General features: G+C 64.5%; 23 protein-coding genes and 2 tRNA genes. 19 read left to right on the top strand and 6 right to left on the bottom strand.

Going from position 1 to position 25178, the window contains the following annotated elements; all coding sequences use genetic code 11:
- Positions 1-53: 53 nt before the first annotated feature.
- The 4 genes from SD72_RS09720 to pyrE all read left to right on the top strand — a co-directional run bounded on the left by SD72_RS09720 (position 54) and on the right by pyrE (position 3377).
- Complete coding sequence (locus SD72_RS09720) at positions 54-968, top strand: ABC transporter substrate-binding protein (RefSeq protein ID WP_042544264.1); 915 nt, start codon at positions 54-56, stop codon at positions 966-968.
- The gene (locus tag SD72_RS09715) at positions 968-1954 is read left to right on the top strand and encodes an amino acid ABC transporter permease (protein ID WP_042544263.1); all 987 of its coding nucleotides are present in this window, start codon (positions 968-970) and stop codon (positions 1952-1954) included. The genes SD72_RS09720 and SD72_RS09715 overlap by 1 nt, the downstream gene beginning before the upstream one ends.
- Positions 1951-2757, top strand: a complete 807-nt coding sequence (locus tag SD72_RS09710; protein ID WP_042544262.1) for an amino acid ABC transporter ATP-binding protein — start codon at positions 1951-1953, stop codon at positions 2755-2757. Before SD72_RS09715 ends, SD72_RS09710 begins: the two co-directional genes overlap by 4 nt.
- Positions 2758-2822: 65 nt before the next feature.
- Positions 2823-3377: an orotate phosphoribosyltransferase gene (pyrE, locus tag SD72_RS09705; protein WP_042544261.1), complete on the top strand. Its 555-nt coding sequence runs from the start codon at positions 2823-2825 to the stop codon at positions 3375-3377.
- Positions 3378-3402: 25 nt separating this feature from the next.
- Here pyrE and SD72_RS09700 read toward each other — a convergent pair whose 3' ends face one another.
- Both SD72_RS09700 and SD72_RS09695 read right to left on the bottom strand, forming a co-directional pair.
- Positions 3403-4350 (bottom strand): Lrp/AsnC family transcriptional regulator, encoded by a 948-nt coding sequence (locus tag SD72_RS09700; RefSeq protein ID WP_042544260.1) that lies wholly within the window; start codon positions 4348-4350, stop codon positions 3403-3405.
- A gap of 48 nt (positions 4351-4398) precedes the next feature.
- Entirely contained in the window at positions 4399-5817 is a 1419-nt protein-coding gene (locus SD72_RS09695; protein WP_042544259.1) for an amidase, read from the bottom strand.
- A gap of 208 nt (positions 5818-6025) precedes the next feature.
- Between SD72_RS09695 and SD72_RS09690 the strand changes: the two genes are divergently transcribed.
- The 5 genes from SD72_RS09690 to SD72_RS09670 are packed head-to-tail and all read left to right on the top strand — an operon-like array spanning position 6026 to position 11499.
- Positions 6026-6775: a DUF5058 family protein gene (locus SD72_RS09690; protein WP_042544258.1), complete on the top strand. Its 750-nt coding sequence runs from the start codon at positions 6026-6028 to the stop codon at positions 6773-6775.
- A 16-nt stretch (positions 6776-6791) separates the two neighbouring features.
- The gene (locus SD72_RS09685) at positions 6792-7523 is read left to right on the top strand and encodes a hypothetical protein (RefSeq protein ID WP_042544257.1); all 732 of its coding nucleotides are present in this window, start codon (positions 6792-6794) and stop codon (positions 7521-7523) included.
- Positions 7524-7544: 21 nt separating this feature from the next.
- A complete protein-coding gene (locus SD72_RS09680; RefSeq protein WP_042544256.1) occupies positions 7545-8771 on the top strand; it encodes an amidohydrolase in 1227 nt (408 codons plus the stop codon).
- Complete coding sequence (locus SD72_RS09675; protein ID WP_232299715.1) at positions 8768-9991, top strand: CaiB/BaiF CoA transferase family protein; 1224 nt, start codon at positions 8768-8770, stop codon at positions 9989-9991. Before SD72_RS09680 ends, SD72_RS09675 begins: the two co-directional genes overlap by 4 nt.
- The gene (locus SD72_RS09670) at positions 9988-11499 is read left to right on the top strand and encodes a carboxyl transferase domain-containing protein (protein ID WP_042544255.1); all 1512 of its coding nucleotides are present in this window, start codon (positions 9988-9990) and stop codon (positions 11497-11499) included. The genes SD72_RS09675 and SD72_RS09670 overlap by 4 nt, the downstream gene beginning before the upstream one ends.
- A gap of 23 nt (positions 11500-11522) precedes the next feature.
- Here SD72_RS09670 and SD72_RS09665 read toward each other — a convergent pair whose 3' ends face one another.
- On the bottom strand, positions 11523-12308 hold the full coding sequence (locus SD72_RS09665) for an HAD-IIA family hydrolase (RefSeq protein ID WP_042544254.1): 786 nt from the start codon (positions 12306-12308) through the stop codon (positions 11523-11525).
- A 64-nt stretch (positions 12309-12372) separates the two neighbouring features.
- Between SD72_RS09665 and SD72_RS09660 the strand changes: the two genes are divergently transcribed.
- The 4 genes from SD72_RS09660 (at position 12373) to SD72_RS09645 (ending at position 16666) form a co-directional block, all read left to right on the top strand.
- The gene (locus tag SD72_RS09660) at positions 12373-14016 is read left to right on the top strand and encodes an alpha-D-glucose phosphate-specific phosphoglucomutase (RefSeq protein ID WP_042544253.1); all 1644 of its coding nucleotides are present in this window, start codon (positions 12373-12375) and stop codon (positions 14014-14016) included.
- 45 nt (positions 14017-14061) lie between these two features.
- Positions 14062-15018 (top strand): prephenate dehydratase, encoded by a 957-nt coding sequence (gene pheA, locus SD72_RS09655; protein ID WP_042544252.1) that lies wholly within the window; start codon positions 14062-14064, stop codon positions 15016-15018.
- Between the two features lie 191 nt (positions 15019-15209).
- Positions 15210-15569, top strand: coding sequence for a PadR family transcriptional regulator (locus SD72_RS09650; RefSeq protein ID WP_042544251.1), 360 nt, complete (start codon positions 15210-15212; stop codon positions 15567-15569).
- The gene (locus SD72_RS09645; RefSeq protein ID WP_052492589.1) at positions 15566-16666 is read left to right on the top strand and encodes a DUF4118 domain-containing protein; all 1101 of its coding nucleotides are present in this window, start codon (positions 15566-15568) and stop codon (positions 16664-16666) included. The genes SD72_RS09650 and SD72_RS09645 overlap by 4 nt, the downstream gene beginning before the upstream one ends.
- A gap of 2 nt (positions 16667-16668) precedes the next feature.
- Here SD72_RS09645 and SD72_RS09640 read toward each other — a convergent pair whose 3' ends face one another.
- Positions 16669-17682: a diacylglycerol/lipid kinase family protein gene (locus tag SD72_RS09640; RefSeq protein WP_042544250.1), complete on the bottom strand. Its 1014-nt coding sequence runs from the start codon at positions 17680-17682 to the stop codon at positions 16669-16671.
- A gap of 43 nt (positions 17683-17725) precedes the next feature.
- Between SD72_RS09640 and serS the strand changes: the two genes are divergently transcribed.
- The 5 genes from serS to SD72_RS09615 all read left to right on the top strand — a co-directional run bounded on the left by serS (position 17726) and on the right by SD72_RS09615 (position 21506).
- Positions 17726-18997, top strand: a complete 1272-nt coding sequence (serS, locus tag SD72_RS09635) for a serine--tRNA ligase (protein ID WP_042544249.1) — start codon at positions 17726-17728, stop codon at positions 18995-18997.
- 4 nt (positions 18998-19001) lie between these two features.
- Positions 19002-19853, top strand: a complete 852-nt coding sequence (locus SD72_RS09630; RefSeq protein WP_042544248.1) for an HAD family hydrolase — start codon at positions 19002-19004, stop codon at positions 19851-19853.
- A gap of 42 nt (positions 19854-19895) precedes the next feature.
- A tRNA-Ser gene (locus SD72_RS09625) sits at positions 19896-19986 on the top strand.
- Positions 19987-20132: 146 nt separating this feature from the next.
- Positions 20133-21356 carry an LCP family protein gene (locus SD72_RS09620; RefSeq protein WP_042544247.1) on the top strand — a complete coding sequence of 408 codons (1224 nt, stop codon included), beginning with the start codon at positions 20133-20135 and terminating at the stop codon, positions 21354-21356.
- 58 nt (positions 21357-21414) lie between these two features.
- Positions 21415-21506: transfer RNA gene (locus SD72_RS09615), tRNA-Ser, on the top strand.
- A 132-nt stretch (positions 21507-21638) separates the two neighbouring features.
- Here the strand turns inward: SD72_RS09615 and SD72_RS09610 are convergent.
- Positions 21639-22214: a tyrosine-type recombinase/integrase gene (locus SD72_RS09610; RefSeq protein WP_157000534.1), complete on the bottom strand. Its 576-nt coding sequence runs from the start codon at positions 22212-22214 to the stop codon at positions 21639-21641.
- A gap of 367 nt (positions 22215-22581) precedes the next feature.
- Positions 22582-23750 (bottom strand): IS3 family transposase gene (locus SD72_RS09605; protein WP_157000533.1). Its coding sequence is split into 2 segments (ribosomal slippage): positions 22582-23463 and positions 23466-23750, totalling 1167 coding nucleotides; the frame shifts between segments, so codons are not numbered across the junction.
- A 613-nt stretch (positions 23751-24363) separates the two neighbouring features.
- Between SD72_RS09605 and SD72_RS16970 the strand changes: the two genes are divergently transcribed.
- Positions 24364-25178: toll/interleukin-1 receptor domain-containing protein (locus SD72_RS16970; RefSeq protein ID WP_157000532.1), on the top strand; the 815-nt coding region annotated here is incomplete at its 3' end.

Raw genomic sequence — 25178 nt, 5'->3', positions numbered from 1 at the left:
GGCACCGCAAGTCAACCATCCAGGCACACTCCCCTCCAATGAAGAAGGTTCCCATGAAGAAGACTCCCCTCCTCCTCGCCGCCACGGCGGCGCTCGCCCTCGTGCTCACCGGCTGCTCTGGCGGCGATTCTGCCGAGCAGCCAGCTGCTGGCCCGAACATCCCCACCGGTGACGAGATCAGCACAACGGCTGACCCAGCACTCACCGCGCTGCTCCCAGAAGACATTGTGAAGAACGGGAAGATCGGCATCGCGATCGACATCCCATTCCCACCAATGGCGATGTACGACGAGCACAACAGGGAGGTCGGATTTGATCCCGAGCTCGGGCGACTCCTCGGGCAGAAGCTCGGCATCGATGTTTCCCTCAACAAGCAGGCATTCGACTCCGTGATTCCCGCGCTGCAAGCCGGCAAGAGCGACATGATCATGAGCGGCATGAACGACACGACCGAGCGCCAGCAGACGCTGTCGTTCGTCGACTACTCGCGCGGCGGCTTCGCCATCGCCGTCAAGTCGGGCAACGAGGTCGGCATCACCACGCAGGACGACCTGTGTGGCAAGACGGTCTCCGTGCAGAAAGCGACGATCCAGGGCGATCTGCTGCGCGCGATGGACTGCGACGTCACCGTCATGGAACTGCCGAGCGACCTCGACGCGCAGACCGCGCTGCGCGCGGGCAAGAGCCAGGCGTACGTCGCCGACGCTGTCGTCGCCGAGTACGTCGTCGCGACGACCGATGACGGCAAGGCGTTCGAGATCGTCCGCGATCCGGAGAACCCGGCCGGCTTCAACCCGGTGTACTCGGGAATCGGCATCCTCAAAGAAAACACCGAACTCGTCGAGGCGGTACGCGCGGCGCTCCAGGCGCTCATTGAGGAGGGCACCTACCAGGAGGTGCTCGACCGCAACCACATCGGCGCCTACGCCGTCGAGGCCGCCGAGATCAACCAGGGGAAGGACGCCTGATGGCGACCCCCACCCTCGCTCCGGGCGCGCAGCTCCCGCAGGCCACCACTGACGACGACGTCGAAGCCGTCCCGCTTCGTCGGCCGTGGCGTTGGATCAGCGCCGTCATTGTGCTCGCCATCGTCGCCTGGTTCGTCGCCACGATCGCGACGAACCCGAACCTCGACTTCGGCACTGTCGGCTCGTTCATCTTCGATGCGCGCATCATCAGCGGTGTGTGGCTCACGATCCTCATCACCGTCGTATCGATGGTCGTGTCGACCATCCTCTCCGTCGTAATCGCGGCGATGCGACTCTCGTCGAACCCCGTACTCTCGAGCGTCGCCTGGTTCTACGTGTGGGCGTTCCGTGGCACCCCACTGCTCGTGCAGATCGTGCTCTGGGGCTACCTCGGGTTGCTCTTCGATCGCGTGCGCGTCGGGATTCCCTTCACAGGGGTCGAGTTCTGGTCGATCGACACGAACACGCTCGTCACCCCGCTCGTTGCTGGTCTCCTCGCACTCACCCTGAACCAGGCCGCATACTCGTCGGAGATCGTGCGCGCCGGCATGGTGTCCGTCGATGAGGGGCAGCGGGAGGCCGCGTACTCGCTCGGCATGTCGCCGCTGTACACGTTCAGGCGGGTGCTGTTGCCGCAGGCGATGCGTGTGATCATCCCGCCGATGGGCAACGAGCTCATCTCGATGCTGAAGAACACGTCGCTGCTTTCGGTGATCGCGGTGCTCGAGCTGTACACGCAGGCCTCGATCATCTCGTCGTCGAACCTCAAGCAGGTTGAACTGCTCATCGTGGTGAGCGTCTGGTACCTCTTCATGACGAGCCTGCTGTCGATCCCCCAGTACTACCTCGAGCGGCGCTTCGGGCGCGGCAGCAGCAGGAACCTGCCGCCAACCCCGTTCCAGCGACTGCGCGGCGCACTCAACAAGCGCAAGCCTGGGCCAGCGCCCGCTCCCCCGACAATGATCACGGAGGTGGTCGGAGAATGACCGCAACACAGGCTTCAGCGCCGCAGGACCTCGTCCCCGCAGGCGACGCACTCGTGCAGATCCGCCGCGTGCGCAAGAGTTTCGGCGCGCACCAGGTGCTCCGCGACATTTCGCTCGCAGTCCCCGCAGGCACGGTGACAGTGCTGCTCGGTCCGTCAGGCTCGGGAAAGTCGACGCTGCTGCGCTGCGTCAATCACCTTGAGACCATCGATGGTGGGCGCATCATCGTGGATGGCGACCTCATTGGGTACCGCCAGGCCGGGAACCGCATCCATGAGATGACGCCGCGGCAGATCGCGAAGCAGCGCGCGAACATCGGAATGGTATTCCAGAAGTTCAACCTGTTTCCGCATCTCACGGCCCTCGAAAACATCGTCGAGGCGCCGGTCGGCGTCGCAAAGCGGGCACGCGGCGCCTCACGGGCGCGCGCGCTTGAGCTGCTCGACCGGGTCGGGCTCGCCGACTTCGCAAATCACTACCCAGCACAGCTGTCTGGCGGCCAGCAGCAGCGCGTGGCGATCGCGCGTGCGCTCGCCATGGACCCGAAGCTCATGCTGTTTGACGAGCCGACCAGTGCGCTCGACCCGGAGCTCGTCGGTGACGTGCTCGACGTCATGCGCGAGCTCGCAAACGACGGCATGACGATGATCGTTGTCACCCACGAGATCGGCTTCGCGCGCGGCGTCGCCGACCAGGTCGCGTTCATGGACGGCGGCGTCGTCGTCGAGGTTGGCCCGCCAGGCGAGGTGCTCGACAACCCGCAGCGGCAGCGCACCCGCAACTTCCTCGAGAGCGTGAAGTAGGGCAGGCACTACCGCCGTGAGCGGGGGTGGGGCGCACGCCCCGCCCCGCTCACTAGAATCAAAGCATGACCACCGCGCGCGAACAGCTCATCGAACTCATCAAGTCAGACGCCGTCTTCCACGGCGACTTCACGCTCACGAGTGGCAAGAAGGCGACGTACTACGTTGACCTGCGCAAGCTCTCGCTCGATCACCGCGCGGCGCCCCTCATCGGGCAGGTCATGCTCGACCTCATCGAGGACATCGATGGCGTCGTCGCGGTCGGTGGGCTCACGATGGGCGCTGACCCGATCGCATCGGCGATCATGCACCAGGGCGTTGCGCGCGGAAAGACCTATGATTCGTTCGTCGTGCGCAAGGAGCCGAAGGATCACGGCCGCGGCCGTCAGGTCGAGGGCCCGGATCTCAACGGCAAGCGCGTCATCGTTGTCGAGGATACTTCGACGACGGGCGGCTCACCGCTGCAGGCCATCGAGGCACTGAAAAAGGTTGGCGCGGAGATCGCCGGCGTCGCAGTGGTTGTGGATCGCCAGGCCCCTGCAAAGGCGCGCATTGAGGAAGCGGGCTACGAGTACCGCTTCGCGATCGGCCTCGAAGACCTCGGCCTCGCGCCCCAGTAGGGCAGTCGCGGCGCCAACCGCTGAGCTACATGGACCTCCCGCCGCGCTTGCGCGACTCATAAATGAGGTCGGTGCTGACGTGAGTGGCGTGCTCCTCCCAGATTCCGCGTGAGAGCAGCCGGTACAGCTCCAGATGCGTTGTCACCGTCACGTTCACGATGAGTTGCGCGTCGCCGGCAATCGCCGCAGCGTAGCGCACCTCGGGCCACGTTCGCAGTTCACGCCCAAGCGCCTCGACGTTGTGTGATGGCGCGCGTACCCAGAGCAAGGCCTCCACGTCGAAACCTACGAGCGCGGGGTCGACGAGCGCTCGAATCGAGAACTGGCCCGAACCGAGCAGCCACTCGACGCGACGCGCAACAGAGGTCTCGCTCATTTTCGTGCGTCGTGCGAGCGCTTCAACGCTGACACGGCCGTCCTCCTGCAGTGCGCCAATGATGTCGTCGTCTTTCGGGCCGCGTGTCTCCGGAATCGTCCACTCGGTGCGGTCGGGCCCCGTGCGCGAAAGCATCGCCTGATCCTCAGCTTCGGTGAGCGCGCCGGTACGCCAGCCCCGGATCGTCTTGAAGTATTTCAAGACCGGGAAGGCAGTGAGGCTCTGCAACCCCGCCGTCGCTGGGAGCTGGAGTGAAAGGAGTTCTTTGAGATTCTCTCGGTATCCGATCTCAGCGACAACATCTGCGGAGCCCGTGGTGAGGTAGCAGAAGGTGACGTCGGAGCGCTGCGCGAGCGCCTCGCCGTTCAGCCGTGCCGTCCCGGAAGCACTCTTGCACGCGAGCACCATTGAGTGTTCCGAGTGGCTCACCGCGGCCACCACGACACGACCGCTCTCGATGAGCCCTGTGCCGTAACGCGCGACGGTGCGATCGGGCTCACCGAGGGTGTCTGCAATCTTCCGCCAGGGCGCTCTACCGTCGACCTGCAACGCGGCCACAATCCGCCGCTGCAGATCGTTCAAGCTCTCTGCGGGCATCCCGGTGTCCTCTCTGACGTCGTCCGGCTGCTAGGCGCCGTTCGTATCCTACCGGCTGTCCGTGAGGAGCTTCGGGGTGCGTTTCGCGAATCCGGTTGCCTGCTCGTAGGCTGCAGCCCAGCTCAACAGATCAGGGTCGCGGTAATGGTTCGCTGCTAGCTGCCAACCGACGGGCAGCCCCGTCGGCGTAAAGCCGCCAGGCATCGCGAGGACAGGGAGGCTTGTCGCCGAAAGCACGCACGCCGAGCGCATCCAGTCGAGGTAGGTTTCTGCGGCGACGCCCGCGATGTCCTTCGGCCAGCGCCAGCTTGCGTCGAAGGGCAGCACCTGGGCTGCGGGGCTCAGGAATGCATCGTACTTCGAGAAGAACCGTTGCACGCCGGCTTCGAGACGCGTTCGCGCTGCCTGCGCCGAGATCATCTTTGCGCCGTCGAGATCGAGCCCCTTCTGCACGTTCCAGATCACCTCGGGCTTGATGACGTCGCCGAAGTCGGCGAGCAGCGGGCCGATGCCGGTGGCAAAGTCGTACGCGCGCGTCACCTGGAACACCTCGTCGGCGTCGCTGAAGTCGATCGTCGCCTCCTCAAGAATCGCGCCTGCGTCTTCGAAGACCTGCAGCTGCGCACGCAGCACTTCGATCACTTCGGGTTCGATCGGGATGCCGATGCCAAAGTCGAAGCTGTAGCCGATGCGCACGCCCGCGAGGTCTGGCAAAGGCGTATGGAAACCCTGCGGGGTGAGCGGGCTCGGGTTCGGAAGGCTTGTGGCTCCGGTGCTCGCGCGCATGAAGAGCGCTATGTCTTCGACAGTCCGTGCCATCGGGCCGGAGCGCCCGAGCCATGAGTACGCGTTCGCTGCGCTCTCCATGGGGATCACGCCGTAGGAGGGGCGCAGGCCGAACACGTTGCAGAAGGACGCCGGGATGCGCAGGGATCCGCCCATGTCGGAGCCGTCGCCGAACGGTTGGATGCGGGCGGCGACGACCGCGGCGACTCCGCCGGAGGAACCGCCTGCGGAGCGGGTGGTGTCGTACGGATTGGTGGTCGTACCGAACAGGTCGTTGAACGTGTGCGACCCGGCACCGAATTCGGGGACGTTCGTCTTGCCCGTGCGGATCACGCCGGCGGCAGCGAGCCTGGCGATCTGCAAATCATCCTGCTTCGGAACGTTGTGCTCGAGCGCCTTGGATCCCTGCGTGGATCGAAGACCTGAGGTGTTGAACGTGTCCTTGTGAGTCATCGGCAGTCCGTGCAGTACCCCCGTTGGTGCTCCGCGTGCGGTCCGTTCGTCCGCCGCGGCCGCGAGCTCTGTTGCCCTGTCGAAGTCAGTAGTGATGACGGCGTTGATCGGGCCGTTGAGCGCGTCGATCGCCGCGATGTGGCTCTCCAGAGCCTCTCGCGCCGAGAGGTCGCGTCGCCGAATGAGGTGCGTGACCTCCACGGCACTGAAGTGCTGGATCTCGTCCATAAGCCTTACCTTTCGCCGTTGAAATGCTTACTGAGAGCTTGTCTCGCTTCACTGCCCGCGAGAAGCGCATTCAGGGCTTCCGCAGGAATTTGGAGGATCTAGCCAGATCCGTGGCGGCATCGCGCAACCTCTTGTCCGGGGACCGTCTGTCCCTCAGGGTGAGTGCGAGAGTACGTCTCTCAACGCATGAGATGCAAAGGAGCACGGCATGCATTACACATCACTCGTTCGCGCAGCGGACCCAGCCTCGACTGACATCTGGGCCCTCGCGAATTCACCCATTCTTTGGCTATGCGCGCTCGGCGTGTTCGCCGTGATCTTCGTCCAAACGATCCTGTACGTCCGCGCTGCGAGGCAGGCGGCACCGGGTATCGAGATGCCGATGCGCGAGGTCAAAGAGTCGTTCCGCGCTGGCGCGGTCGCCTCGATCGGCCCCTCGCTGGCTGTGGTCATCGTCGCGATCTCGCTGCTCGCTCTGTTTGGCACCCCAGCGGTGCTCGTTCGGATCGGCCTAATCGGTTCAGCCGCGACCGAAACCGCATCGGCGGGCATCGCCGCAACCTCAATGGGCGCAGAACTCGGCACTGCCTCGTACACACAGCAGGTTTTCGCTGTTGCGTTCCTCGCGATGAGCCTCTCCGGCGGCATGTGGATGCTCTCCACGCTAATCATGACCCCGCTACTCAAACGCGGCAGCGCCTCGCTCGCAAAGCGTAACCCTGCTGTTATGGCGCTCATCCCGACCGCCGCCCTCATCGGCGCGTTCTCGATGCTCGCGGTCGCCGAGACCGCAAAGACGCCCACCCACCTGCTCGTCGTCCTGATCTCGGCGGCGACCATGGGCCTCTGCCTATTCGTATCCCACATGCTCAAGGCGCGCTGGTTGAAGGAGTGGGCGCTCGGCATCGCAATCATCGTCGCCCTCGTCTGCGCTTTCCTGATCCACACCGCCTCGTAACCTCACAGGAGTTCCCATGTCTGCAACGACTACTTCCGCCTCAGTGAGCACCGCCGACACTGCCATGCGCTTATTCGAGCGGCAGACCACGCGTTACGGCTCACTCACTATGGTCGCCGGCCTCGTGCTCTCGCTCGCAGGCCCGCTCTACTTGGTGTTCTTTACCGAGCTCTACATCACCCCGAAGATGGTCTGGGTGGCATTCGCCGCTGTCGCAGCAACCTTCGCCGTGTTCTGGATCGTCGAGCCGCTCACCTATTTCCCCGTGCTCGGATCCGCCGCGATGTACCAGGCGTTCATGATCGGCAATATCTCTAATAAGTTGTTGCCTGCCGCGATCGTCGCTCAATCGAGCATCAACGCAAAACCGGGAACCAAGCGCGGCGACATCTCCGCGGTGATGGCGATCGGTGGCGCAGCGACAGTGCACCTGGTCAGCCTGCTTCTCTTCGTCGGATTGCTCGGCACCTGGCTCGTGTCGCTCATCCCCGCCGACTTCGTCGAGGTCGCCCGCATCTACATCCTGCCCTCACTCATGGGCGCCGTCCTCGTGCAGTGCATCGTTTCGATGAAGCAGTTCCGCGCAACGGTCGTGGCGATCGCGGTCGCCCTCCTGCTGCAGTTCGTCGTCGTACCGCTCGTGCCCGCACTCGCGGTGTACGCGACCGCGCTCGCGGTCATCAGCTCAATCGTCATCTCGTGGGTCGTCCGCGATCGCAGCCAGCGCGACGCCGTACTGGTCAACTAACGAGCACCAAAGGAGTCCTCCATGCTTTCTGCCACTCTCACAGACCCAGCCCGCGATCGGCTGCACGAGACCTACAAGCACCTGCACCGACACCCTGAACTGTCGATGCAGGAGCACCGCACCGCCGAGTTCATCGAGGCACGGCTCACAGAGCTCAACATCGAACACTTCCGCTGCGGCGGGACAGGCGTCGTCGGGGTGCTTCGCAACGGCGATGGGCCAGTCGTCGGGTTCCGCGCGGACACGGACGGGCTCCCGATCCAAGAGGACACCGGGGCGGAGTACAGTTCGACGGCGACAGGCACGCTGAAGGACGGCACCGACGTGCCAGTCATGCACGGCTGCGGCCATGACACCCACGTCGCCGCGGCTCTCGCTGCCGCCGAGCTACTCACCGAGCAGCGCGGCGACTGGGCCGGCACGATCGTGTGGATCTTCCAGCCGGGCGAAGAGACCGCCGAGGGCGCGGTCGCGATGGTCGACGACGGCCTGTGGGACCGTGCGCCGAAGCCCGAAGTGGTGCTCGGGCAGCACGTCTTCCCCGCGGCACCTGCCGGCAGCATCGGGCTCGCCTCCGGCCCAACCATGGCGCTCGCCGACTCGCTCAGGATCACGCTGCACGGCAAGCAGTCCCACGGGTCGCAGCCGCAGGACTCGATCGACCCGATCGTGCTCGGCGCGCACATCGTCACACGGCTGCAGACCATCGTGTCGCGCGAACTGCCCCCGCAAACCCCGGCGGTCGTGACGTGCGGCACATTTCACGCTGGCCTGAAGGAGAACATCATCCCCGCAAGCGCGGAGATCACGCTGAACATCCGCACGCTCACGCCCGAGGTGCGGGAACAGGTGCTCGCCGCGATCACCCGAATCGTCAACGCTGAGGCGGCGGCATCGGCGGCGCCCGCCCCCAAGATCGAGGAGCTCACCCGGTTCCCGCGGCTCTACAACGACCCGGAGCACACGGAGCTCGTGCGCTCCGCGCTCGTCGCCGAGCTCGGCGACGCTCAGGTCGAGACGATGCCGACGGCGATGGGGTCAGAGGACTTCGGGCACCTCGCCGACAGCATCGGCGTTCCGGGCGTCTACTGGTTCTTTGGCGCTTACCCCGCCGACCGCCCCGCTCCGGCAGTCAACCACTCGCCATTTTTCCTGCCTGACATCGAGCCAACGCTCACGACCGGCGTACGCGCCGCCGTCAGCACGCTCGGCCACTACCTCTCGAAAGGAGGGAGGAGCACTCCGTGATCCCCCCGACAACCCCTTCTTCGCTGCAGGCGGGCGCCCCGCTCGCCGGGCTGCTCGTCATTGACCTGTCCCGAGCGCTCGCTGGCCCCCACGCCGGTCAGATGCTCGGAGACCTCGGCGCCCGCGTCATCAAGGTCGAATCTCCCGGAACCGGCGACGAAACGCGCTCGTGGGGGCCGCCCTTCGTCACCGGCAACGACGGTGAAAACTATTCGACGTACTTCCTTTCCTGCAACCGCAACAAGGAGTCGATCGCGCTCGACCTGAAGAGCGACGATGGCAGGGCGGTGCTCACCGACCTCATCGCGCGCGCCGATATTCTCGTCGAGAACTTCCGCACGGGCGTGATGGAGCGACTCGGCTTCGGGACAAGCGCGCTCGCCGCGCTCAACCCGCGCCTCATCCAACTCTCCATTACCGGGTTCGGCCACGACGGCCCGGAGGGTGGCCGCGCCGGCTACGACCAGATCGTGCAGGGCGAGGCAGGGCTCATGTCGATCACCGGGCCGGGGCCAGACAACCCCCAGCGCGTCGGCACCCCGATCGCCGATCTCCTTGGCGGGATTCACGGCGTCGTCGGCGTGCTCGCAGCCCTCCACGAGCGGGTGGCCACCGGGCGCGGACGGGTCGTGCGGACGTCGCTGCTCTCGTCGATCGTTGGAGTGCACGCATTCCAGGGCACCCGCGCCACCGTCGCGGGACAAACGCCCCAAGCGCAGGGCAACCACCACCCGTCGATCGCGCCTTACGGCCTGTTCCGCTGCCGCGACAGTCAAGTGCAGATCTCGGTGGCGAACGACAGACTGTGGCAGGCGTTCTGCACAGAGTTCGGGTTGGATCCGCGCACCCCCGGGCTCGAATCAAACCCCGACCGCGTTGCGAACAGGGAAGCAACGATCGCGTTCGTCGAGCAGGCCTTCTCCGGTGTCGACGCGGCCGAACTGCTCGCGCGACTGAGCTCGGCTGGGATCCCCGCGGGCAAGGTTCGCAATCTCACCGAGGTGTACGCGTGGGATCAGGTGCGCTCGCAGGGCCTCATCGTCGACGTCGAGCACTCTGCGCTCGGCGAAATCTCGCTGCCCGGGCCCGTGCTCAGATTCTTTGACGTTGACGCTGATGGCGAGCAGGAGCATGCCCGCACCAGCCACGACGCCCCGCCAACACTCGACGAGCACGGCCCAGCGATCCGCGAGTGGCTGCGGGCGGAGGCAGTCCGATGACCGCCACTCGCCGTTACAGTGCCGCCGAACTCATCGAGCTCGTCGCCGACCCGCAGAGCTTCGAGTCGTGGGATACGCCGCCCGAGCAGCCGCTCGCAACCCCCGAGTATCTTGCGGAGCTCGCGGCCGCCGCCGAGAAGTCGGGCGTCGATGAGTCGATCGTGTCGGGCGAGGCGCTCATCGACGGCCGCCGTGTCGCGCTTATCGCCTGCGAGTTCCGCTTCCTCGCTGGCTCCGTCGGCCTCGCCGCGGCGGAGCGTTTCGTACGGGCGATGGAGCGGGCCACCTCGGAGGGGCTGCCCGTGCTGGCGTCGACCGCGTCTGGGGGCACCCGCATGCAGGAGGGAACGCTCGCGTTCGTCGCCATGGTGAAGATCGCGGCCGCGGTCGCGGTGCACCAGGCTGAGGGGCTGACGTACTTCACCTACCTCAGGCACCCGTCAACCGGCGGCGCGCTCGCCTCCTTCGGCTCACTCGGCCAGGTCACCGTCGCCGAGCCTGGCGCCCTGGTTGGCTTTCTCGGGCCGCGCGTCTACGAAGCGCTCTACGACGAGCCATTCCCCAGGGGTGTGCAGTCGGCAGAGAACCTCGCACACCACGGCATCATCGACGGTGTCCTGCCACCCGAAGGCCTCAGGGACGTCGTCTCGCGAGCCCTTCGGCTGCTTGAACCGCCAACGCACGCCGATCTCGTCGCCCGCGCAGCGGAGCCAGGCACCGCCGGCGACCTGCATCACGGCTCGACGAACACCTGGGATTCTGTGACCCGGTCACGCAATCCCCGCAGGCCGGGACTGCGTGAGCTGCTCAGGTTCGCGGCGACCGACGTTGTCCCGCTTTCGGGCACTGGCCAAGGGGAACGGGACCCGGGATTGTCGCTCTGCCTTGCCCGCTTCGGCGGGGTTCCGGCAGTCGTCGTTGGGCAGGATCGTCGCGCGCAGCGCTCGCACGCTCCCCTCGGGCCCGGCGCGCTGCGCGCCGCACGCCGGGCGATGCGCCTTGCCGAGGAGCTCCGGCTCCCACTCGTCACCGTCATCGATACGCCTGGTGCCGCGCTCTCTCAAGACGCAGAGGAGGGCGGGCTCGCTCGCGAGATCGCGCACTGCCTCGCGGACCTCACCTCGCACCGCGGCGCGACGCTCTCGGTGATCCTCGGCGAGGGCACCGGCGGCGGCGCACTCGCGATCCTCCCGGCGGACCGCACAATCGCCGCCGAACACGCCTGGCTATCGCCGCTGCCACCCGAAGGCGCGTCGGCGATCGTCTACCGCGACATCACGCACGCCGCCGAACTCGCGGAGCAGCAGGGCGTCGCCTCGGGCAAGCTCCTCGAAAACGGGATCGTGGATCGTGTCGTCTCAGAGCTCCCCGACGCAACCGAGGAAGCTCGCGCGTTCTGCGAGCGCATGGGCGATGCGATCTCGCAGGAGCTCGCTACGCTACAGCTGCAGCGCGCCCCGCACCGCCGGTCTCGCCGCTTCGAGCGCTACCGGAAGATCGGGGCGTAGCCCCAGCGGGACGCCCGTTTCGGCTAGTCGAGCAGCTCGGCAACCGAGCCGAGCACCTCGACCGGGCGGAACGGGAACTTCTCGATCTCGGCCTGGTCGGCGATGCCGGTCATCACGAGCACCGTGTGCAGGCCAGCCTCCATGCCGGCGACGATGTCGGTGTCCATCCGGTCACCGATCATGCCGGTGTTGTGCGAGTGTGCCCCGATCTTGTTCATCGCAGAACGGAACATCATCGGGTTTGGCTTGCCGACAATGTAGGGCTCCTTGCCGGTCACCTTGGTGATGAGCGCGTTGATTGCGCCCGTCGCTGGCAGCACGCCGTCTGGGCTCGGGCCCGTCGCGTCTGGGTTCGTCGAGATGAACCGCGCACCGTTGTTGATGAGGCGGATCGCCTTCGTGATCGCGTCGAACGAGTAGTTTCGCGTCTCCCCAACGACAACGTAGTCGGGGTTGGTCTCGGTCATCACGTAACCTGCGTCGTGCAGCGCGGTGAGGATCCCTGCCTCGCCGAGCACGAACGCCGACCCGCCCGGCTTCTGCTGCTTGAGGAATGCTGCGGTCGCGAGCGCGCTCGTCCAGATCCGATCCTCCGGCACCTTGATGCCGCTCGCTGCGAGGCGCGCTGACAGGTCGCGTGCGGTGAAGATCGAGTTATTGGTGAGCACGAGGTAGGGCTGAGCTTTCGCTTCCCACTGCGCGATGAGCTCTGCGGCTCCCGGAATGGCGCGGTTCTCGTGCACGAGCACGCCATCCATGTCGGTAAGCCAGCACTCGATTGACGGACGGCCCTGCTCGATGTCGCTCATGTCTCACAGACTACTCGTAGTAGGTAAACGAGACGTATCCCGCGGGCCCTGGCACACTAAGGGTATGGATGTTCGTGCTGGTTTACTTCCCCGCCCCGAGGACCTCATTGATGTCGCGGAGCTCACCCGCGCCTATTCGGAGGTCGTGCCAGACCCGAGCGTCCCCGCACAGCGGGTCGTGTTCGGCACGTCAGGGCACCGCGGCTCAGCACTCTCTGCCTCGTTCAACGAGGCGCACATCGCAGCGATCGCAGCGGCGATTGCTGAACACCGTGCCGCTGAGGGGATCCGCGGGCCGCTCTTCATCGGTGCAGACACCCACGCGCTTTCTGCCCCGGCAGAGCACACCGCAATCGAGGTGCTCGCCGCAGCTGGCGTGCACGTGCTCACCAACGCTGGCAGCGGCGACGAGGCCTTCGTGCCGACCCCAGCGCTGAGCCACGCGATCCTCACCCACAACCGCGGGCGCGCTTTCGACGACCCTGAGCGCGCTGACGGCGTCATCGTCACGCCAAGCCACAACCCGCCAGCGGACGGCGGCATCAAGTACAACCCGCCCCACGGCGGCCCGGCTGATGGCGTCGTCACGGGGTGGATCGCCGACCGCGCGAACGAGCTGCTCGAGAGCGGCCAATGGCGAAGCCTCACGCACCGCACGTCACCGTCAGCGGGGACCCCAGGCGGATACGACTTCCTCGGAGCATACGTCGAGGGCCTCGCGAACGTCATTGATATGGCCGCGATCCGCGACGCGGGGGTCCGCTTCGCAGCGCACCCGCTTGGCGGGGCGAGCGCGGCATACTGGCCTGCGATCCGCGACCGCTACGGCCTCGACCTTGCAGTGCTCGGGACGGGCGTCGACCCGCAATTCGGGTTCTTGCACCTTGACTGGGACGGCAAGATCCGCATGGACCCGTCGTCGGCGCAGGTCATGTCGACCGTAGCGCCGTACCGCGATGAGTACCCCATTGTCACCGGCAACGACGCTGACGCAGATCGGCACGGGATCCAGACCAGCGACGCTGGTCTCATGAACCCGAACCACTTCCTCGCGGTCGCGATCGACTACCTCCTCGAGCACAGGCCAGAGTGGCCGGCGACAGCGGGGGTCGGCAAGACGCTCGTGTCTTCTGCGATGATCGACCGCGTTGTCGCCGCACACGGTCGCCGCCTCGACGAGGTGCCTGTGGGCTTCAAGTGGTTCGTTCCAGGGCTCTCTGACGGCTCCGTCGTATTCGGAGGCGAGGAGAGCGCTGGCGCCTCGTTCCAGCGCTTCGACGGCTCCGCGTGGAGCACCGACAAGGACGGGATCTTGCTTAGCCTGCTTGCCGCGGAGATCCAGGCCGTCACCGGGCAGTCGCCATCCGAGCGCTATGCGGATCTCGTGAAGCGCTTCGGCGAGCCGGCCTACGCACGCATCGACGCTCCCGCGACCCCAGAACAGAAGGCTCGGCTCGCTGGCCTGTCCGCGGCGGATGTCACCGAAAGCGAACTCGCGGGCGACCCCATCACGCAGATCTCTACTGAGGCGTCGAACGGCGCAGCCATCGGAGGGCTGAAAGTGGCGACCGAGCGGGCCTGGTTTGCGGCCAGGCCGTCGGGAACAGAGAACGTCATGAAGCTCTACGCGGAGTCATTCGCTGGCCCAGAGCACCTCGTGCAGGTACAGTCAGCTGCGCAGGCGCTCGTGGCGCGCGCCCTCGGGTAGCGTACGGCTGCGACTGCCCTGATCCGCCGCGATACGCTTGTGCACATGTCACACAGCCCAGAACGTCTTCGCCGGTACTCCTATCTTGGGCCAGCTGGAACGTTTACCGAGGCGGCGCTCAAGCAGGTCGAGGAGGCGAGAGGCCAGGACTGGCACCCGGTCTCGAACCTGGGTGAGGCGCTCAATGACGTGGTGACGGGTGCGAGCGACGCCGCGATGATCGCGATCGAGAACTCGGTCGACGGCGGCGTCACCGTCGCGCAGGACGCGCTCGCGACGATCCCCGGCCTGCAGATCATCGGCGAGTACCTTGTGCCGGTGCGCTTCGTGCTCGTCGCCAGGCCCGGAGTCACAATCGAAGACGTGTCAGTGGTTGCGGCGCACCCCGTGGCGTACGGCCAGTGCCGCAAGTGGCTCGACGAGGCACGGCCCGCACACAGGCATTTGCCGGCGACGTCGAACGTTCAGGCGGCTGCGGACCTGTTCGCTGCTGGAACGCAGGTCGACGCTGCAATCGCGCCGCCAGGCATTGAGGATCACTACGACGTGGAGATCCTTGCCGACGGTATCGCTGAAAACCCTGACGCGGTGACACGATTCGTGCTGGTCGGGCGGGTGGGGCCCGTTGGGGACCCGACTGGCGCCGACAAGACGTCTCTCATCGCTGAGCTTCCCGAAGACCGCTCGGGCGCCCTGCTCGACCTCCTCGAGCAGTTTGCGACGCGTGGCGTGAACCTCACCCTGCTCGCGTCGCGCCCCATCGGCGATCGGATGGGTCGCTACCGCTTCGTCATCGACGCAGAGGGGCACATCAAGGACGAGCGCGTCGCCGACGCGCTGCTCGGCGTGAAGCGCTCGAGCCCGAATGTCGTGTTCCTTGGCTCGTACCCTCGGGCAGACCGTGTCGCGGCGACGATCCGCCCCGTGCACGACGATGACCGGTTTCGGGATGCCCGAGACTGGTTGCGCGAAGTGATCGAGGGCGTCGCGCCGGCCGAGTAGCCCTCCCGGGCACCCTGGCCGAGCAGCCCTCCGAGTAGCCCCGGCCGAGCTGACCAGCGCCTGACGTTCGTCCGGGTGTCAGCCCGGCGCTCCGCTCGTGGGGATCGCGGACGAAACGCGAGAGTTCTTGACACCGCACTATTGCGTAATGCACACTAGTGCGTAACAGGGAATGCTGAAGGAGGTTCCGCGTGGATGGAACGCAACTGCTCAAGGGTGTGCTCGACGCCGCGGTGCTCGCGGTGGTCGATCGCGAAGACGGCTACGGCTACGACGTCGTGCGCCGCCTGCGCGATGCCGGGCTCGAGGAGGTCGGTGATGCCTCCGTCTACGGCACGCTGCGCCGACTGTATGCGGCGGGCGCACTCTCAACGTACGTCGTCCCATCCGAGGGCGGGCCGCATCGCAAGTACTACAGCATCACGCCGGGTGGGCAAGAGCTCCTCAGCGAACAGCGGATCGGCTGGCAGCGCTTCTCTGAAACGCTCACCGCTCTCATCTCCCCCAACACCACAACGAGCCCGACGAGCCCCGAAGGAGTCTCAGCATGAACCACACCGCCTCACTCACCAACGCCCAGCGCGCTGAGAAGTTTGCGACCGAGGTTCGCTCCCACCTGAGCGACCTCCCCACCGAGGAACTCGATGACCTCCTTGATGGGCTCGGAGCCGACCTCGCCGAACGGCTCGAGGATGGGGGCGAGCTCGGGGACGCTGGTCAGTACGCTGAGGAACTGCGACAGGCAGCAGGGCTCCCGCCGCGGGCGCCGAGCGAACTGCCGCAAGTCACGTTCGCCGATCGCGTCGCTCAGGCGCGCGAACGCTCGGCGCAGTGGCTCGACGAGAGCCCAGCACGCCGCGGTTTCCGCGACTTCGCGATCTCCGTGCGCCCGGTGTGGTGGGTGCTACGGGCGGTCATCGGCGCGTGGGCAGCGCTGACGGTGATCGGCCACCCACTCGTCAACGGCCTACCGGTGTCGTACACAGCGATGATCTTCACGCTCGCCCTGATCGTTCTCAGCGTGCAGTGGGGGCGCGGCAAGTGGCTGCCGACTGCATGGCTGCGGGTCGCGCGCACCGCGGCGAACGTCGCGGCCGTGCTGCTGCTCATCCCGTTCCTCTTCGCGAACTGGGCGAACCTCGGGTCTGTCAACGTGGACTACTCCTACGAGGAGGAGATGGCCTTCCAAGGGCTGTCGCTGAACGGCGGCGAGGTGACGAACATCTTCGCGTACGACTGCGAGGGCAATCCGCTCGACTCGGTGCGCCTGTACGACCAGAACGGTGAGCCCATCACCACGATGGGCGAGGATGCCACGACGCCACCGGACAGCTGGGACGACGAGGCGGGCACCAACCTCGTGCACTCCTTCAACCCGCTGGCCGCCGATGCTGAGGCCTGGAACGTCTTCCCGCTCAGCGCCGGCGCGTACTCGGAGCTGACCGGCGAGCCAGAAGAGGTCAAGCCAGCTGCGCCAAAGCGGGAACAGCTCCCGCCGCTCGCACGTGATTGCGCCGCGGCTGCGGAGGGCACTGATGCGGCGGCGGACGGCGAAGCACCCAAAGCATCCGAGGATGCCAAGCAGCAGAGCGAAGGGCAGCGCCAGACCGCTGACGCGACACCGACCAAGGCGACCGATGCACCGTGACCCTATACAGGCAAATGCCATCCGGGCGACATGCGGATGACCAGGGCACCAGGATCTACCCGCCCACGGACCTCGACCGCAAGACCGAAATCGTCGCCGTCGAGCTGGATCGGCTCAGGCGACGCAACGGAAAGCGCGTACTCACGAGCGCGGAGATAGGTCACATTCTTCGTGTCGTTTACGAGGTCGATGATCCGCCGACCGGTCCGTGTTTTCCGAAGCACGCCGTTCTCCCAGCCGATCTTGTTCCAGATGCGCAACCAGGAGAACGGCCCGAGCGGCCGCAGCGACACCACGTCGAGTAGCCCGTCGTCTATCCGCGCGTCGGGGATGAGGAGCACTCCGCCGGGGAGCAGCCCGCAATTGCCAATCATCACGGTGTACACGGTGAGCGGCTTCATCTCTGAACCGTCCATCGAATACATGACCTCGAGTGGTTTGTCCCGCACCATCGTGCGCACTCCTGCGTCGACGTATGCGAGCCAACCGAGCCGGTTCTTGAGCGTGGATCGCGTTGCCCTGATTGCGCGAGCGTCTAACCCCATGCCGGCGAGCACCAGAAATGCGTGCTCGTCAACGGCACTCTCGCCGGTCTCATCGTCTGGCCGGGTGATCCGCATGAGCCCAAGGTCGATGGCTTGGTTGCGCCCAAAGAATGCCGCCTCGGCTGCCGCGGCGAGGTCGCCGAGCGGCATGCCGATGTTCCGTGCGAGCAGGTTCCCCGTCCCCTGCGGCACGATCCCCAGCGGCACGCCGGTCCCACGCAGCGCCTCGGCGACAGCGCGGATCGTGCCATCGCCGCCCGAGCCGAGGACGACACCGGCCCCCTCTGCTACCGCGTGGCGCGCGATGCCGGTGCCGCCGTCGCTCGCCTCCGTCTCGTACCACCGCGTCGGCGCCCATCCGGCGCGCAGCTCTGCCGCGCGGACTGCACTTCTGAGGCCGGCAAGGTCAGTCTTCAGCGGGTGGTACACGACCGCGGCATGGGGTTGCGCGCGAGGAGGAACCATAGTCATGGGTCAATCGTAGTCGCGAGCTTCCCGCGATAGGCTTAGCACTGTGATCGATCCAGTACTCCTCCGCAACGATCCTGATGTCGTCAAGCGCTCGCAGCGCGCCCGAGGGAACGATGAGTCGGTGGTGGACGAGGCGCTTGCCGCAGAGTCCGCCCGCCGTTCGGCCCTCGGTGAGTTCGAACAGCTGCGTGCCTCGCAGAAGGTCATGGGCGAGCGCGTAAAGGCAGCCTCAAAGGAGGAGAAGCCAGCACTCATCGCTGAGGCGCAGGAATTCGCTGCAGCTGTCAAGGCTGCCGATGCTCGCGCGAAGGAGGCGGAAGCCGAGTTCGACCGGATCGCATCCCGCATCGAGAACATCGTCATCGAAGGTGTGCCAGCCGGCGGCGAGGACAACTTTGTCACGCTCCGCACGGTCGGTGAAGTCCCAGAGTTCGACTTCGAGCCCCGCGATCACCTCGAACTCGGCGAGCTGCTCGGTGCGATCGACATGGAGCGCGGCGCGAAGGTGTCAGGCGCACGGTTCTACTTCCTCCGCGGCGTCGGCGCCAGACTCGAGATCGCGCTCATGAACATGGCGCTCGACCTCGCGATGCGCAATGACTTCACCCCACTCATCACGCCGACGCTCGTGAAGCCCGAGATTATGGGCGGCACCGGGTTCCTCGGCGAGCACGCCGACGAGGTCTACCACCTGAAGGATCAGGATCTGTACCTCACCGGCACGAGCGAGGTCGCACTCGCCGGCTACCACTCGGACGAGATCCTCAACCTTGAGCGGGGCCCGGTTCGCTACGCGGGCTGGTCGACCTGCTACCGAAGCGAGGCGGGATCGCACGGCAAGGATACGCGCGGGATCCTCCGCGTGCACCAGTTCAACAAGCTCGAGATGTTCGTCTACACGGACCCGGCAAACGCCGAGGCGGAGCACGATCGCCTCGTTTCCTGGCAGGAAGAGATGCTGCAGGCCCTTGGCCTGAGCTACCGCGTCATCGACGTTGCAGCTGGCGATCTGGGTTCAAGCGCTGCACGCAAGTTCGATATCGAAGCGTGGGTGCCGACGCAGGGCACGTACCGCGAGCTCACCTCGACTTCTAACTGCACGACCTTCCAGTCGCGCAGGCTCCAGACCCGCTTCCGCACCGAGACCGGCAAGACCGCCCCCGTGGCGACGCTCAACGGAACTCTCGCGACCACGAGGTGGATCGTCGCCATTCTCGAAACCCATCAGAACGCAGACGGCAGTGTCACCGTACCCGAGGCGCTTCGGCCATACCTCGGAGGACTTGAAGTACTCAGCCCGGTAGAAGGAACGTAACCATATGCAGGATCGCCACATCATCGCCCTCGATCTCGACGGAACTGTGCTCCGTCACGGATTTGAAGGCGCGGGTGACCATGCCGCAGGAGGGATCATTGATCCCGAGCTCGCAGCGGCGATCCGCACCCTTCACGAGTCCGGCCACGAGGTCATCGTCTCCACGGGGCGCTCAGTAGACGCGACGCTTCCCATCGTGGAACGGCTGGGGATCCGGCCAGAATGGGTCGTGACCGCAAACGGCGCGGTGACGCTGAAGCGGGACCCGCTCGGCACGCGGGGCTACCGGCGCGAGTACGTCGAGGCGTTCAACCCCGCTGACGCGCTCTTGAAGATCCGCCCGCAGCTTGCAACGGCGCACTTCTCGGTGGAGCTCGCTGATGGCAGCTTCCTGTACACGAAGGCGATCCCAGCCGGCACACTCCCCGCGAACCAGCGCCAGGTTGAGTTCGAAGACTTGCTCGGGGTGCAGGCGGCCAGAGTCATCGTGTTCTCCCCCGACTACCGCGTCGAAGAGTTCCTCACCGCGATTGAATCGTTGGGGCTGACGCACGTGTCGTACGCCGTCGGCACAAGCTCGTGGCTCGATATTGCACCGGACGGGGTCACTAAGGCGAGCGCCCTCGAGGTGCTCCGCTCACGGCTCGACATCAATCCCGCGCACGTCTTTGCGGCCGGCGATGGCCGCAACGACATCGAGATGCTTGAGTGGGCTGGGCGCGTTGGCGTGTCGGTCGCGATGGGTCAGGCCGTGGACGAGGTGAAGGCCGCCGCGACTCACGTAACGGCCACCGCAGAGGATGGCGGGCTACTGCGTTCACTCCGCGAGCGCTTCCCAGTTCTTCTCGGCGCGTAGTTTTGGACAGAATCTCCCAGAACGTTTGCTAGGCTTTTCCCCGGAGGGTTGTCCGAGCGGCCGAAGGAACTTGTCTTGAAAACAAGCAGGCGGTAACCCCGTCTCAGGAGTTCAAATCTCCTACCCTCCGCCACAAGATGCCCCGAGCGAATCGCTCGGGGCATCTTCAATGCTCAGGATATTCCCCGGACACTCCAGGCTCCCTCCAGGACAGTCCTGTAAATTGGGGAGATCGCGCGGCATGATTCCTCAGCCGCTCCGACGAACAGGGGTTACCGAATGGCGAGAAGGACGCAGGCTGAACAGCCGCGCCGATCGGTCGTACGCCACGGGAAGCTCCCCAGGTCATCGTCTGTGAAGAACGCGAGCCGTTTCGTGCTCACAACGATCCTCGTGATCGCTTTTTCCGGAGTTGCGACGGCTGGCTATGCCGTGTGGGGGTTCTTGAACAGCGCTAAGACCGTGGACCTCGGCGTCCCGGCGCACGCGGCCCTCGGCGCTGGCACCCAGGCAATCGACGGCGAGCTGAACATCCTGCTCGCCGGTTCAGACACCAGGCTCGGCCAGGGCTACGACGACGGCGAGGAAGGCGAGCTCAACGACGTCAATCTGCTGCTCCACGTCTCAGCTGACCACAAGAACGCAACCGTCATCAGCTTTCCCCGCGACCTGATGGTCCCGATCCCCAGCTGCCCAAGCGAGGACGGCGAGGAAGACTTCTACCCGGCGATGAGCGAGCAACAGCTCAACACCGCCATTGGGTACGGCGGCCTTCCCTGCGTCGCACGCACCATCTCCGAGTTGACCGGCATGGAGATTCCTTACGCCGCCGTCATCACGTTCGATGGCGTCGTCGGTATCTCAGAGGCAGTCGGCGGAGTCGATGTGTGCCTCACCGAGCCGCTCGTTGACCCAAAGACAAACCTTGACCTTCCGGCAGGCATGAACACCCTTGAGGGCTGGGACGCCCTGCAGTTCCTCCGCACCCGCTACGGCGTCGGTGACGGAAGCGACATTTCGCGCATCAACAACCAGCAGGTCTTCATGTCGTCGTTGATGCGGAAGCTGAAGAGCGCCGACACGCTCACTGACCCGTTTAAGGTCTGGAACCTCGCGAAGGCAGCCGTGGACAACATGCTCCTTTCCGAGAGCATGAAGAGCATGCAGTTCATGCAGGCTGCTGCTGGCACCGTGAAAGACATCGACCTCGAAAACATCAACTTCGTGCAGTATCCGTCGGTCGACCACCCCTACGAGGCTGGCCGACTGCGACCAAACCTCGAGTTGGCTGCACAGCTCATCGAGACACTGCAGAGCGGTGAGGCATTTGACGTCACCGGTGCGGGCGGGGCGGTAGCGACACCGGAGGCGCCAGCTGACGGCGCCCCACCCGCCTCGGATGCCCCCGCAGCAGATGACGGCGGGCGCATCAAGCTTCCGCCGGAGATCACCGGGCTGAAGCCCGATGTCGAAAGCTGCTCGGTCGGGAATACGACTTACTAGCTCCGGGATTTCCTGAGGCGGGATTTTCCCGTTAGACTGAATGGCGTTGCCTGCTCATGGAGACGTGCCGGAGCGGCCGAACGGACTTCACTGCTAATGAAGGGTTCTTGTTAAAGGGAACCGGGGGTTCAAATCCCCCCGTCTCCGCCATATGCAAGCAACGAAAACCCCCGATGAGACCTAGTTTCATCGGGGGTTTTGTTTTGCTTCAAGCACCAGGCGGAGGGGCGATTGGGCCCTTGTGTAGGGCGACGCAGGTGCCCATGGGGTGCCCACAGCGTGTTACCGTCGTTGTTCGTTGAGTTTTGCTATGACTCTGCGGTTCTCCTCTGCCCCCAGAGAGTGTACGTAGATCTTCGAAGTCGTGACGGTACTCTTATGCCCCATCCACTCTGAGAGCGTTTCGACTTTTACGCCTCGTGTAATGAGGATTGTCGCGTAGGTGTGGCGGAGTTCGTGGATTGTACGCCCGCCGCTGGTTTCCTTATAGTTCAGGCGTCTGACGAAGTTGTCTCTGCGCAGTTTCGGCAGGATGAGATCTTCGGGCCCCTTACCTTCTGCGTGCCGCTTGAGGTATTCCGCTACGCGGTCCTCAAGCCATACCCTGCGGATGCGGCCATGCTTTGGTGGCTTTACCTTGAAACACTTCGACTTTGCCCGTGAGACTGTTATCACCGGATCGGGCGTTTCTGCGAAGTCTTTCACACGCAGCTCCACTGCTTCACTCCATCTGAGGCCGGTCCGGGCCAGAAAGAGTGCGACTCCTGCCATTTCCACGTCGAGCGATACCCAAGCTTCACAGGCCTGCGCAAGCTCCAGTTCGGTGAATGGGCACATCTCCCGTGGGGGGGCGGGCACTGCGTGGGATTTCCAGCCCGTCGGCAGGGCTCACAGACACAACGCTGTTCTTCTTCAACCATTTGAAGAACCCGGTGAGTGTCGCACGAAACCTTGTGAGCGAAGTCTTCGCCTTTTTCGCCAAGGTCGTTGAATAGCTGTTGGAGCATCTGGTGGGTGACGGCGCCAATTGGCATGGCGTGGATGCGTTTGGGCAGCATGGCGAGCATATGCCTATCCGCGGTGGCGGTTGATTCGGCCACGGCCTCGAACCTTGCAGCCAAGTACTCAGCTGCCCAGTGCTGCACGGAGAGTTTTGCGGATTCAAAGTCAACTCCCCCAGCTAGGAGGGCGAGTGGGTCTGATGCACGTTTAGGTGACAGTTTGGTCAGGCAGCGAGTGCGACCTGTTTGTTCATGATGGTCTCGTATTCGAGCGGCGTCAAACGCCCTAACCGGGCCTGTCTGCGACGTCGATGGTAAGTGCGCTCGATCCAGGTCACGATCGCTGACCGGAGCTCGTCACGAGTCGCCCAGGTCTTGCGGTTCAGAACGTTCTTCTGGAGCAGACTAAAGAACGACTCCATCGCTGCGTTGTCGCCCGCAGCACCCACTCGCCCCATCGATCCGGCCATCCTGTGACCGGTGAGAGCACGCTGCAGTTTCCGGCTTCGGAACTGAGATCCACGATCCGTGTGCAGCACGCACCGTGCGACGTCACCGCGACGAAGCACGGCGTTGTTCAACGCGGTCACCGCAAGCGCTGAGGTCATTTGCGCGTCGATGGAGTAGCCGACAATCCGGTTTGACCACACGTCTTTCACTGCACACAGGTAGAGCTTGCCTTCACCAGTCCAATGCTCGGTGATGTCCGAAAGCCATAACTCGTTCGGAGCAGCGGCTACAAACTCGCGCTGCACTAGATCGTCATGAACAGGCGGGCCAGGCTTCCTCCCTTTCCCGCGGGCTTTCTTCTTCCCGAATGCTGACCACCACTGCTGATCGCGGCAGAGCCGCCACGCAGTCCGGTCACACATCGGTTCCCCGAAGCTCTTCGCCTCGTCGGCGAGGAACCGGTATCCAAACTCCGGGTCCTCGATATGAGCGTCATAGAGCGCGTTCGCGCGATACGCCTGCATAAGCTCTCGCCCGGTGACTGGACTACGCAGCCACCGATAGTAAGGCTGGCGTGAGAGCTTCAATACCCGGCACGACACCTGGACGAGGATCCCGTCGCCGGCGAGCTCTTTCACGAGCGGGTAGAGCCTTTTCCCGGCAGGTGCGCCTGCGAGAGATACGCGGCCGCGCGTCGGAGTACTTCCACTTCTTGTTCGAGGAGCTTGTTGCGTTTGCGAAGCTCACGAAGTTCCGCATTCTCGGAGCGCGTGACGCCGGGTTTCTGGCCCTGTTCGACGCGTTCTTCTCGGAGCCATTTGTCGAGCGTGCCGACGTGGATTCCGAAGTCTTTCGCGATCTGCGCCAGTGTGACCTCCGGACCACGATCCAACGCGATCCTCACGACGTCGTCACGGAACTCTTTGGGATAACGAGGAGGCATAGGTTCATCCTTCCAGGCCAGCCGAAACTAGCCATGTTGAATGTCACCTAAACGTGCATCAGACCCCTATCCTCGGCATCCGGCCTCGGTAGCGCCGGGGTGCGGGCCAACCCATCCGCAAAGGACGGCAAATCATCCCCACTAACCCCTAGCATCGAACGATGCTAGGGCGGCGGCGAATAGACGCAGCGCGGGCGGGGCTCAAAGCACCCTTAACTCGCCGCATCGTCGTTTATTGCGAGGCGAGCAGAGCGCATTCACGGATCGCACTCCAGTTCAGAGACGAGCGCACTCTCCCACCGGCAGCCCTCGACGCGTGACAAGAATTAAAGGTGCGCCGCGGCTAAATCTCAACAACACAGTTGGCGAAGTTGAAGGCCGCGGCGCATGTCCGGGAAGTCTCTTATAAGAGGAAAAGCTGACATACATGGTCAGCCAGTGGCTTGGGCACGCGAGCGTTCCAACGGTCGACACTATCCAGCACGACCTCGTGTTCCACGGCCCATTCGAGCCACACCCCGCGCTTTCAGTGATCTGCGGAACCCGCTGGCTAGACATGCACCTGACTGCTATATGTTGATCTAGACGACATAAATCTGCAGAAAGAGACCTCATGGCTTTGCTCGACCGCGAAAGAATCCTTCTGCTCAAGACTCTTTCCACCAACCTCGCAGACGCATCCCTTCCAGACGTAAATATGTTTCTGGCAGAGGCGGGATTAACAACTCTCCGGGAAGAACAATGGACGAGCGATGAATGGAATCACCACGAAGTAACCGACGCCGACAGGCGAGAGATACTCATCCAACGTTTGCGGAGCCTCAGTGTGGCAGAGCTGTCACAGTTTGCTGAGGTTACTGGGAGCGTCCTTAGCATCGCGATGGACTTGGACCCGTCAGAGGCACCAGCCGAACCACTGCGGGTATTTGCTTCACACAGAGACGGACAGAAGGCGCATGTCCACGAGATCGCAGAGTTCCTTCGCCTTCTACACATCACGCTTTTCGTCGCCCACGATGATATCAACCCTGGGGAGGAATGGGTCGACAGGATCGAAAAGGAACTTCGAACGACCCATGCGGGTGTCATATTTTTGGTGCCCGGGTTTGAAAGCAGCACCTTCTGCGATCAAGAAGTAGGCTGGATGCGCGGCAGGAGCATCCCCTTACACACTCTCAAGTATCAGACGGCATCACCGTATGGATTCTTCGGCAGACGACAAGCGCAGCATGTTCCGGACGAGTGGAAGGCAAGCGACGTCGCAACTAACCTCGTCACCTGGCTTTCGCTCCAAAGTGAAATTGCTGAAAGCTTCGCGACGTCTCTTGCCCTCTCGCTTCAGAGCGCAACTAGTTTCGACGCGGCGAACAAGCGCTTTGGTTTCATCGAGCACCGCAGAGATTTGACCGCCGCGCAAACCGCCGCAGT

This window comes from Leucobacter komagatae, from assembly GCF_000834055.1.
GTDB classification, from domain to species: Bacteria; Actinomycetota; Actinomycetes; order Actinomycetales; family Microbacteriaceae; genus Leucobacter; species Leucobacter komagatae_A.
Note: the sequence above shows the minus strand (reverse complement) of the source record. Positions and strands in the feature narration are given on the sequence as shown.